The following is an 11,093-nucleotide window of genomic DNA, read 5'->3' on the forward strand; positions in this document are numbered from 1 at the left end:
AGAAGATTTCAGAGACCTTTCTTTAGGAGAGAAATTGCTCGACGTAACAACTTTTGACGAGCTTCGCATTGGCCTGGCTACCGCTGACGACATCCGTCGTTGGTCGTATGGTGAGGTCAAGAAGCCCGAGACCATCAACTACCGCACCCTGAAGCCCGAGAAGGACGGTCTGTTCGGCGAACAGATCTTCGGCCCGAGCCGTGACTGGGAATGCTCCTGTGGCAAGTACAAGCGTGTGCGCTTCAAGGGCATCGTTTGTGAGCGCTGTGGCGTGGAGGTCACCAAGTCCTCCGTCCGTCGCGAGCGCATGGGCCACATCGAACTGGCAGCGCCCGTCACCCACATCTGGTACTTCAAGGGCGTCCCGTCGCGCTTGGGCTACCTGCTCGACATGGCTCCGAAAGACCTTGAAAAGGTCATCTACTTCGCTGCATACATGGTCATCTCCGTTGACGAGGATGCTCGTCACCAGGACATGCCAGGACTCGAGAACGAGATCCGCCTCGAGATCAAGACCCTCGGCGACCAGCGGGACTCCCGCATCGCCGACCGTCTGAAGAAGCTCGAAGACGACCTCGCTGCCCTCGAGGCAGAAGGCGCCAAGGCTGACCAGAAGCGTCGCACCAAGGACGCCGCTGAGAAGGAGATGAGCCAGGCCCGCAAGTCGTACGACGAGCAGATCGCTCACCTCGAGCGCGTCTGGGACGACTTCCGTGGGCTCAAGGTCGGCGACCTCAAGCCTGAGGATGCCGTCTTCCACGAACTGCAGGACCGTTTCGGCCTGTACTTCGAGGCGTTCATGGGTGCAGAGGCCATCAAGAAGCGTCTGCTGAGCTTCGACCTGGCCGCCGAGAGCGAACTCCTGCACACGCAGATCGCCGAGGGCAAGGGTCAGAAGAAGATCCGCGCCATCAAGCGTCTCCGTGTCGTGAACTCGTTCCTGTCGACCGGCAACTCGCCGGCCGCCATGGTCCTCGACGTCGTCCCGGTGATCCCGCCTGAGCTGCGCCCGATGGTTCAGCTCGACGGTGGCCGCTTCGCGACCTCCGACCTCAACGACCTGTACCGTCGTGTGATCAACCGCAACAACCGTCTGCGTCGACTGCTTGACCTCGGTGCCCCCGAGATCATCGTCAACAACGAGAAGCGCATGCTTCAGGAGGCCGTCGACGCACTGTTCGACAACGGTCGCCGTGGTCGTCCGGTCACCGGTACCGGCAACCGTGCCCTCAAGTCCCTGAGCGACATGCTCAAGGGAAAGCAGGGTCGCTTCCGTCAGAACCTGCTCGGAAAGCGCGTCGACTACTCGGGTCGTTCGGTCATCATCGTCGGTCCTCAGCTGAAGCTGCACCAGTGTGGTCTGCCCAAGCAGATGGCTCTCGAGCTGTTCAAGCCGTTCGTTATCAAGCGACTGATCGACCTGAGCCACGCTCAGAACATCAAGGCCGCAAAGCGTATGGTCGAGCGCAGCCGCCCCGAGGTCTGGGACGTTCTCGAAGAGATCATCCGCGAGCGTCCGGTCATGCTGAACCGTGCACCAACGCTGCACCGCCTCGGAATCCAGGCATTCGAACCTCAGCTCGTCGAGGGTAAGGCCATCCAGCTTCACCCCCTCGTCTGTGCTGCGTTCAACGCCGACTTCGACGGCGACCAGATGGCTGTGCACCTGCCGCTGTCTGTTGAGGCCCAGGCCGAAGCCCGCATCCTGATGCTGGCCTCGAACAACATCCTCAAGCCGTCTGACGGTCGCCCGGTCACCCTGCCAACGCAGGACATGATCATCGGCCTGCACCACCTCACTACCCTCAAGGATGGTGTCGAGGGCGAAGGCCGTGCCTTCTCCTCGATCGCGGAAGCAATTCTCGCGTTCGACCAGAAGTCGCTCGACCTCAACGCCAAGGTGCGGATCCGCCTGCACGACATCACCTTCGGTAAGGGCCTCGCCCCCGAAGGCTATGAAGGCAGTGGAGTCGCCCTCGTTCAGACGACCCTCGGTCGCGCCATCTTCAACGAGGCGCTTCCGGCGGACTACCCGTACGTCGAGGACGTCGCTGACAAGGGCAAGCTCTCAGCGATCGTCAACGACCTCGCTGAGCGGTACCCGAAGACGGTTGTCGCGGCAACGCTCGACAACATCAAGGATGCCGGCTTCCACTGGGCAACCCGCTCCGGCGTCACCGTCGCACTGAGCGACGTTCTCACCCCGCCGAACAAGCGCGAGATCGTCCAGGGCTACGAGAAGCTGGCAGCGAAGGTCCAGGGTCAGTTCGACAAGGGTCTGACCACCGACGCCGAACGTCGCCAGGAGCTCATCAAGATCTGGACCGAAGCAACCGAAAAGGTTGCAGAGGCCATGCGGGCGAACTTCCCCGAGGACAACACGATCAACCGCATGGTGACATCGGGTGCTCGTGGTAACTGGCTGCAGATCCGCAACATTGCGGGTATGCGAGGCCTGGTGAACAACCCGAAGGGTGAGATCATCCCTCGCCCGATCATCTCGTCCTACCGCGAGGGCCTGAGTGTTGCTGAGTACTTCATCGCAACCCACGGTGCTCGTAAGGGACTGGCTGACACGGCACTGCGTACCGCAGACTCCGGGTACCTCACGCGTCGTCTCGTCGACGTCTCGCAGGATGTCATCATCCGTGAAGACGACTGTGGAACGACCAAGGGCCTCGAGCTCGCGATCGCTGCTGTCGACTCCACCGGAACGCTTGTTCGTGACGCGAACGTGGAGAACTCCGTGTTCGCCCGTTCACTCGCCGCTGACGCCATCGACCCGAAGGGCACCGTGGTTGCGGAGGCCGGTTCGGACGTCGGAGACGTTCTCATCGACAAGCTCGTCGAGGCCGGTGTCGAGAGCATCAAGGTGCGCTCGGTCCTGACCTGTGAGTCCGCCGTCGGTGTGTGTGCAGCCTGCTACGGCCGTTCACTCGCCACCGGAAAGCTCGTCGACATCGGAGAGGCCGTCGGCATCATCGCGGCCCAGTCGATCGGTGAGCCGGGAACCCAGCTCACGATGCGTACCTTCCACACCGGTGGTTCGGCATCCGCTGATGACATCACGCAGGGTCTTCCCCGTGTGCAGGAGCTCTTCGAGGCCCGTACCCCCAAGGGTGCGACGCCGATCGCGGAAGCTGCTGGACGTGTCACCATCGAAGACACCGACCGCAGCCGCAAGATCATCCTCACGCCGGACAACGGCGACGAGGCAGTGATCTACCCGGTGCTCAAGCGTGCGACCCTCCTCATCGAGGACGGGCAGCACGTCGAGCTCGGTCAGCCGCTGCACCTCGGTGCCGTCGACCCGAAGGAAGTTCTCCGGGTTCTCGGTGTGCGCGAAGTGCAGAAGCACCTCGTCGGTGGCGTCCAGGGCGTCTACCGCTCGCAGGGTGTGCCGATCCACGACAAGCACATCGAGGTCATCGTTCGTCAGATGCTCCGCAAGGTGACTGTCGTCGACCACGGTGATACCGGACTTCTTCCCGGTGAGCTCGTCGACCGGATGAAGTACAACGAGCTGAACCGCGCTGCGCTCACCGAAGGCAAGAAGACCGCATCCGCCCGCCAGGAAGTCATGGGTATCACCAAGGCTTCTCTTGCGACCGAGTCGTGGCTGTCTGCCGCCTCGTTCCAGGAGACGACCCGCGTTCTCACGCAGGCCGCCATGGAGGGCAAGAGCGACCCGCTTCTCGGCCTCAAGGAGAACGTCATCATCGGAAAGCTCATCCCGGCAGGTACCGGCCTCGGCAAGTACCGCAACGTCACCGTCGAGGCGACGGAAGAAGCCAAGGCTGAGCGTTACCCGAACCGCATCTTCGCAACGGACGGTGTGTTCGACGAGTCCGATCTGGGTTTCGTCGACTTCGACACCTTCTCGAACGACGATTTCACCCCGGGGACGTACAACTAATCCTGTACTGAACTGACGAGAAAGGCCCCGGCATTGAGCCGGGGCCTTTTTTGCGGAGCAGGCGATACGTAATTGTGACCTGACCTGCGATGTTTGGTTGTCCCCTAGCGCTAGTGTTGCGTCGAATCCTCCGACAGAAGGCGCGCGATGACCGCAGCAGGCCCACCCACACGCCCCGCCGGTTCGTCTCGCCGCAGCCGCACCTTCTTCATCATCGTGGCCGTCGTTCTGGCCGTGGTGACCGCAGCGGTCGCAGTGTTCTTCGCGACGCGCGGTGCCGGCGCTGAGCCCGTTGCATCGTCGTCACCGTCGCCGACGGAATCAGCGGCTCCGTCTGCCGCGCCGTCGCCGTCAGCCACGACGGTTCCAGCGGCAATCGCGCTTCCCGACGAGTGCGAGGACGCGTTCAGTCCGGAATACTTCGCCCTTCGGTCGGAATCCGTCTGGAACCCACTCAACCATGAGTCCGTTGCAGACTCCCGAATCACGGACTACGCGGCCGTCGAAGAGCTGCGGGCTGGGTTGCCGCAGCTGAGGTGCACCTGGGCTGTTGCCGGAGAAGAGGGCATTCTCAGCTCGATCGCCGACGTCACGGCTGCGGAGTCCGGGCGCGTCATCCTCCTGCTCGAGGAGGAGGGCTACGACTGCGTGGTGCACCGACAAGGAACGGCATGCTCGATCGTCCTCGGCACGAACCCCGACAACGGGCGTCCGGTCTTCGGCGAAGAACACTTCTTCCGCGACAACATCTGGATCGCCGCATTCTGGGCCAACATCGACATCGTCGGATACAACGACGACATCATCGACACTCTCTGGGGATCTACAGAAGGCTGACGGTCGCCGACGAACGGATGCCGCATCACGGCATCCGTTCGATCGTTACGCGACCGCATCCCGCGCCCGCTTTCTCGTTCTGATCGCGCGCCGGTAGGCTTCCGTGGCGACACTATGTTGTCAAAAGACACACGAAGTTCTGAAACGGGGGAGTCATGGGAGTCACCACGTCTCGCACGACCGCTCGGCGCAGCCGGGCACGGCTCGGCCTGCTCGGAACCGCTGCCGCGCTCACCGCCGCTCTTCTCTCGGGCTGTGGTGGAACCGCGACCCCCGATGACCCGTCGACCCCGTCAGCTGAGGCAAGCGCCCCACGGCCGACCCCGTCGACCGAGGGCGGCGCACAGCCCGTCGGAATCGTGATCCCCGCCGACTGCGAGCAGATGTACCTGCCGCAGATGTTCGAAGGGCTGCAGTCGGACTATCCGCCGCTCAACGACCCGACCATGACCGATCCGAACTTCTCGAACACCGACGAACTCGAAGAGCTTCTTCGGTCGACGAACTTTCTGCAGTGCACGTGGGGCGGTGCCAGCGGTACCGGCATCGTCACCGCCGTGGCGAAGGTGACCGCCGAGCAGTCCGCCGAGGCGATCGCGATTCTCGAGAACGGTGACTTCGACTGCACCGAGCAGCAGGAGGGCACCCGTTGTGTCACCCGCGAGGAGACCGAGGGCAATCTGCTCGGTGAGACGCATTTTCTCCGTGATGACGTCTGGCTGTCGACGTTCTGGCTCAATGCACCGGTACGCGGGTACACCGAGAACATGATCGAAGCGCTCTGGGGCTGACGCCGACTCTCTCGACCCGACACCGCGCATCCGGGTGACGCGAAAGGGGGGAGCGGAATCCCCAACGGGGGACTGTGCCGTTCGAAGGCCTCGCAGATAGTTTTGCAAGGCTGCCCGTACCCGGAGGTGATCGAGATGGCATCCATTATGGAAACCCTGATTCTTCAGGGCATTCTGCCGTTCGATCAACTCGAGAGAGTGTCGAGGAACCAGGCGGACGACGAGTCGGCCATCACCGGCCTCGTCACTCAGGGGCTCGTGACACCCGTTCAGTTGGCGCGGGCCCGGGCCACCCAGGCCGGCATCGGCTTCGTCGAACTGCTTGAGTATCCGGTCGACCGCACCGCCGTCACCCTCGTGCCCTCTGTGCTCTGCCGACGCCACGACGTGCTGCCGATCGGTCTCGACGACAAAGTGCTCAGGCTCGCCATGGTCGACCCGGGCAACGTGTTCGCCATCGATGACGTGAGGGCTGCCACCCACCTGCAGGTCCAACCGGTGCTCGCCGAACGCGCCGACCTCCTCGCCGCCATCGACCGCTACCTCCGTGCCGACGGTGAGCTCAGCGACCTCACGACAACGCTCGAAGAAGAGAACGCGCCCCAGGAGTCCGACCTCGCCATCGGCGATGCGCACGACGACGAAGCCCCGATCGTGCGGTTCGTCAACCTGCTCGTGTCACAGGCGATCCAGGACAACGCCTCCGATATCCACATCGAGCCGGGCGAGTACGAGCTCCGGGTGCGGTACCGCATCGACGGGGTGCTGCACGAGATGCAGAGCGCGCCGAAGAGCATTCAGAACGGTGTCATCTCCCGGCTCAAGATCATGAGCGAGATCGACATCGCCGAGCGACGTAAACCGCAGGACGGCCGCATGTCGGTCATGCACGGCGGGCGCAAGATCGACCTTCGTGTTGCCACGCTGCCGACGGTGTGGGGCGAGAAAGTCGTCATGCGTATTCTCGACAACTCGAACACGAGTCTCGACCTGCGCGACCTGCAGCTGCTCGACCGCAACTTCGAGGCGTACAAGGCCTCGTACACGAAGCCGTACGGCATGATCCTCGTCACCGGCCCGACCGGGTCGGGCAAATCCACCACGCTGTACACGACACTCAACTCGGTGGCGCGACCCGAGATCAATGTGATCACCGTCGAGGACCCGGTCGAGTACCGCATGAAGGGCATCAACCAGGTGCAGGTGAACCCGAAGGCGGGGCTCACCTTCGCGAGTGCCTTGCGCTCGATTCTGCGGTCAGACCCGGATGTCGTTCTGCTCGGTGAGATCCGTGACCACGAGACCGCGCAGATCGCCATCGAAGCGTCGCTCACCGGTCACCTCGTGTTGTCCACGCTGCACACCAATGACGCTCCGAGCGCCGTTGTGCGGCTGACCGAGATGGACATCGAGCCGTTCCTCGTGGGTTCTGCCCTCGACTGTGTCGTGGCCCAGCGCCTCGCTCGACGGCTCTGCGACCGCTGCAAGGCACCTGCGGAGTACTCGCAGGAGGACCTGGCGCGGCTCCGTTTTCCGCAGGTGGAGATCAGCAGGCGGATGCCGGGACTGTTCCGGCCGGTCGGCTGCCAGCAATGCTCCAACACCGGCTACCGCGGACGGCTCGCGCTCCACGAGGTCATGACCGTGACCGAAGAGATCGAACGCCTGGCCGTTGCACGCAAGTCGAGCGCCGAGATCGGCCGGGTCGCCCGCGAGCAGGGCATGCTCACGCTCCGCGAGGACGGGTTCACCAAGGCGACCATGGGGCTCACCTCGCTGGAAGAGATCCTCCGGGTCGTCGTCTAGTGCCACACAGTTCTCCAACTCGCAATACCGCAATCCGTAACACCCAGCACCACACGCAATACCTGCACAGACAGCAAAAAGCACACAGAGGGAGTGACGCTTGAGCGACCCAATCTACGAGATCCCGATCCTGCCGCCTGGAGCGAGTGTCGACGGCTGGACCCCGGGTATCCGCCGCCGGAGCCGAGCCGATGCGTCTGCGGCGCTCCCCGACCTCGAAGCATCCACCTTCTCCGCCGGTCTCGAGCCGGCCAGGCGCGGGGAACCCGTTGCCGAGCCGCGCGCCGAGGCCTGGACTCAGCGGCAGGCAGAGCCCGTCGTGCCGTCAGGGTTCGACGCGACCGCAGCGCCTCAAGCCCCCGTAGCCGAGCCGGCGTACCGCCGGAGCAGCTTCAGCGAGCCTGCGCTGCCGACCTACCTGGCCCCGACGGAAGCGCCCGCCGTTGCTCCGGCTCCGCCCGCCTACGCTGCTCCGCCTGCATACACCGCGCCAGCTTCGTCGTACTCGGCACCGACCGAGCAGGCACCGACCGAGCAGGCACCGACCGAGCAGCCGCTGAGCCGCAGCGAACTGAACCGGCAGCAACAGGATGCCGCGGCTGCGGCCGGTCGCTCCAGCTACGGGCAGGCCGAGCCGGAGCCCACGCCGCTTCATGATGTGACTCTCGCCGAGGCGCTGCACACGGTCGTGCGCCTCAACGCATCCGACCTTCACGTGACAGCGGATGCTCCGCCGATGATCCGCGTGAACGGCGGGCTGAAAGCGATCGACGGTGCCCGCCCCTGGTCGCGCGACAAGATCAACGCCGAGCTTCGAGCCATCGCCAACGAGAAACAGCTCGGCATGTTCGAGGAGCACCTCGAACTCGACTTCGCGCACACGCTGACGGAGGAGAGTCGCTTCCGCGTCAACTACTACCTCCAGCGCGGTGCGATCGGGGCGGCGTTCCGCCTCATCCCGACCGAGATCAAGCGGCTGAGCGACCTCGGTGTGCCCGACTCGGTGAGCCGATTCGCGGCGCTGCCGCGTGGACTCGTGCTCGTCACCGGGCCGACCGGTTCCGGAAAGTCGACCACCCTGGCCGGCCTGATCGACCTCGTGAACCGCACGCGGGCCGACCACATCGTGACGGTCGAAGACCCGATCGAGTTCATGCACAAGAACCAGAAGTCGATCGTCAACCAGCGTGAGGTCGGGGCTGACACGCACAGCTTCGCCAATGCGCTCAAGCACGTGCTGCGGCAGGACCCCGACGTCATCCTCATCGGTGAGCTCAGGGACCTCGAGACGATCTCGGTGGCGTTGACAGCGGCTGAGACCGGCCACCTCGTGTTCGCGACACTGCACACGCAGGATGCCGCGCAGACGATCGACCGTGTCATCGACGTGTTCCCGTCTCACCAGCAGGACCAGGTGCGCACGCAGCTCGCCGGAACGTTGCAGGGTGTGGTCAGCCAGACCCTCGTTCCCAAGGCCAGTGGCTCGGGCCGGGTCGTTGCGACGGAGGTCATGGTGATCACCCCCGCGCTGTCGAACCTCATCCGCGAGGGCAAGACCTACCAGATCCTCTCTGCGATGCAGGCGGGTAAGGAACTCGGCATGCACACGATGGACCAGCACCTCGCTGAGCTCGTGAACAGCGGCCGGGTGACCCGCCAGGCCGCGGAGGCCAAGGCGCACGATCCTGAGGGCTTCCAGCGCATGCTGCACGGTACGCAGTCGCCGACCGAGCAGTCCACGCGCGCCATGCAGGCATCCGGAATCGATTTTGGAGATTCGTACTCGGCGAAACTGGAGCGATAGATGGCCACCACAGTCGGGTACGCATACAAGGGCCGTGATGCGGCAGGCAAGATCGTCAAGGGCAAGGTGGATGCCACGAGCGAAGCAGCCGTTGCCGCTCGACTTCGCACGATGGGTCTGTCGCCGGTCTCGATCGATGCTGCCCCGGACGGCACGGGGCTGAGTCGCGAAATCACGATTCCCGGGTTCTCCAAAGGAGTGACGCTCAAGGACCTCGCGATCATGAGCCGGCAGATGTCGACCATGACGAGCGCCGGCCTGTCGCTGATGCGCACGCTGTCGATTCTGGCCGAGCAGACGGAGTCGAAGCCGCTGGCCAAGATCCTCGTCACGGTGAGAGACGACGTCGAGACAGGCATGTCGCTTTCTGAAGCGATGCGCAAGCACGACCGCGATTTTCCGCCGATCATGATCAACATGGTCAAGGCGGGGGAGACCGGCGGATTCCTCGACAAGGCACTCGACACCGTTGCCAAGAACTTCGAAAAAGAGTCGGAGCTTCGCAACAGCATCAAGAGCGCGATGACCTATCCGATCGTCGTCGTGGGAATGGTTGTCCTCGCGGTCGCCGGCATGCTCATCTTCATCGTGCCGGTGTTCAAAGACATGTTCGAGGGCATGGGCGGGAGCCTGCCTCTCCCCACCCAGATTCTCGTGACTCTGTCTGAGCAGATGATCTGGCTCGGACCTGTGATTGTCGTTGGATCGATCGTCGGCTCGATCTGGTGGAAGAAGAACAAACACACGGTCGCAGTGCGCAAGGCGCTCGACCCGTTGAAGCTCAAGATGCCGGTCTTCGGGATGCTTATGACGAAGCTCGCGGTTGCTCGCTTCTCGCGCAACTTCGCCGACATGATCGGGGCCGGCGTTCCGATTCTGCAGTCGCTGCAGATCGTGGGGGAGACCTCCGGCAACTACGTCATCGAAGAGGCTCTCAAGAAGGTTCAGGACTCCGTACGGCAGGGAAAATCGATCGCGACCCCGCTCGCCGAAGAGTCCGTCTTCCCACCGATGGTCATCCAGATGGTTGCCGTCGGAGAAGACTCCGGTGCGCTGCAGCAGATGCTCGACAAGATCGCCGACTTCTACGACCAGGAGGTGAAGACGATGACGGATCAGCTGACCTCGCTGATCGAGCCATTGCTCATCGCCTTCCTCGGCATCGTGGTCGGCGGCATGATCGTCGCCCTGTACCTGCCTGTCTTCAACATTGCCACATTGATGCAATAATCTGAGGTTTTCTCAGCTTAATGTAGCTCAGCCCCCGCTCTGGGGGCGAGAAATGCTCATTTCACCCCCGTTGGCGTGTCTTTACCCGCGAGTCGGCTCCCCTAAAGTCAGAGACCGGCAGGCCATTCAGGCTCTCCCGAAGCACCCAGCCAGTACCCCTCAATCAGAAGGAAAGCCTCATGGTTTCTCGCATCACCGCTGCACTCGCGGCACGCTACAAGGCCATCCAGGAGAAAGAAAAGGGCTTCACCCTGATCGAGCTCCTGGTTGTCGTGATCATCATCGGCGTGCTCGCCGCGATCGCCATCCCGATCTACATCGGTGTTCAGAACAGTGCAAAAGATAGTGCTGTTCAGTCTGACCTCAGCAACTCGAAGATTGCGGTAGTAACGAACTACACAAACAACCCGGACGCTACAACGATCCCGGATCTCGCGACCCTGACCGATGAGGGTTACACCGCGAGCGCAAACTACACCGGTGGGCAGGTTCCGACTGTCTTTGCCGGCTCGACCCCCACTGACTTCTGCATCGACGCTCAGAGCGGCGAGACGGACGTGTGGTTCAGGGTGACGCATGACGCCGGCGTTGAGCCTGGCGAGTGCGCCTGATATTTCCCGAGCTGAACTGAACGTTGGTGGGGCGGCGCCGGAGGGCGCCGCCCCACTCTTTTAGCACATGGTTCGTTTGACCCGAAGGAGGTGACCGC

7 protein-coding genes are annotated in these 11,093 nt (G+C 63.2%); all 7 read left to right on the forward strand.

Annotation, left to right across the window (positions count from 1 at the left end; translation table 11 throughout):
- Positions 1–34: 34 nt before the first annotated feature.
- The 7 genes from IWX78_RS09565 (at position 35) to IWX78_RS16370 (ending at position 10,995) form a co-directional block, all read left to right on the forward strand.
- A complete protein-coding gene (locus IWX78_RS09565) occupies positions 35–3,916 on the forward strand; it encodes a DNA-directed RNA polymerase subunit beta' (RefSeq protein ID WP_196833316.1) in 3,882 nt (1,293 codons plus the stop codon).
- A gap of 147 nt (positions 3,917–4,063) precedes the next feature.
- A complete protein-coding gene (locus IWX78_RS09570; protein WP_196833317.1) occupies positions 4,064–4,753 on the forward strand; it encodes a hypothetical protein in 690 nt (229 codons plus the stop codon).
- 155 nt (positions 4,754–4,908) lie between these two features.
- Positions 4,909–5,544 (forward strand): hypothetical protein, encoded by a 636-nt coding sequence (locus IWX78_RS09575; RefSeq protein ID WP_196833318.1) that lies wholly within the window; start codon positions 4,909–4,911, stop codon positions 5,542–5,544.
- Between the two features lie 135 nt (positions 5,545–5,679).
- Positions 5,680–7,350, forward strand: a complete 1,671-nt coding sequence (locus IWX78_RS09580; RefSeq protein WP_196833319.1) for a GspE/PulE family protein — start codon at positions 5,680–5,682, stop codon at positions 7,348–7,350.
- A gap of 100 nt (positions 7,351–7,450) precedes the next feature.
- Positions 7,451–9,154 (forward strand): type IV pilus twitching motility protein PilT, encoded by a 1,704-nt coding sequence (locus IWX78_RS09585; protein ID WP_334684673.1) that lies wholly within the window; start codon positions 7,451–7,453, stop codon positions 9,152–9,154.
- Positions 9,155–10,384 carry a type II secretion system F family protein gene (locus tag IWX78_RS09590; RefSeq protein WP_196833320.1) on the forward strand — a complete coding sequence of 410 codons (1,230 nt, stop codon included), beginning with the start codon at positions 9,155–9,157 and terminating at the stop codon, positions 10,382–10,384.
- A 179-nt stretch (positions 10,385–10,563) separates the two neighbouring features.
- Positions 10,564–10,995: a type IV pilin protein gene (locus IWX78_RS16370; protein ID WP_334684674.1), complete on the forward strand. Its 432-nt coding sequence runs from the start codon at positions 10,564–10,566 to the stop codon at positions 10,993–10,995.
- The last annotated feature ends 98 nt before the right edge of the window (positions 10,996–11,093 follow it).

Origin of the sequence: Mycetocola sp. CAN_C7, from assembly GCF_015752285.1 — a bacterium.
In the GTDB taxonomy this organism is placed as follows: Bacteria; Actinomycetota; Actinomycetes; order Actinomycetales; family Microbacteriaceae; genus Mycetocola_A.

Bases quoted from the DNA above. Each gene is read 5' to 3' on its own strand.
- IWX78_RS09570 (WP_196833317.1), top strand. From the start codon at position 4,064: ATGACCGCAGCAGGCCCACCCACACGCCCCGCCGGTTCGTCTCGCCGC.
- IWX78_RS09575 (WP_196833318.1), top strand. From the start codon at position 4,909: ATGGGAGTCACCACGTCTCGCACGACCGCTCGGCGCAGCCGGGCACGG.
- IWX78_RS09580 (WP_196833319.1), top strand. From the start codon at position 5,680: ATGGCATCCATTATGGAAACCCTGATTCTTCAGGGCATTCTGCCGTTC.
- IWX78_RS09590 (WP_196833320.1), top strand. From the start codon at position 9,155: ATGGCCACCACAGTCGGGTACGCATACAAGGGCCGTGATGCGGCAGGC.
- IWX78_RS16370 (WP_334684674.1), top strand. From the start codon at position 10,564: ATGGTTTCTCGCATCACCGCTGCACTCGCGGCACGCTACAAGGCCATC.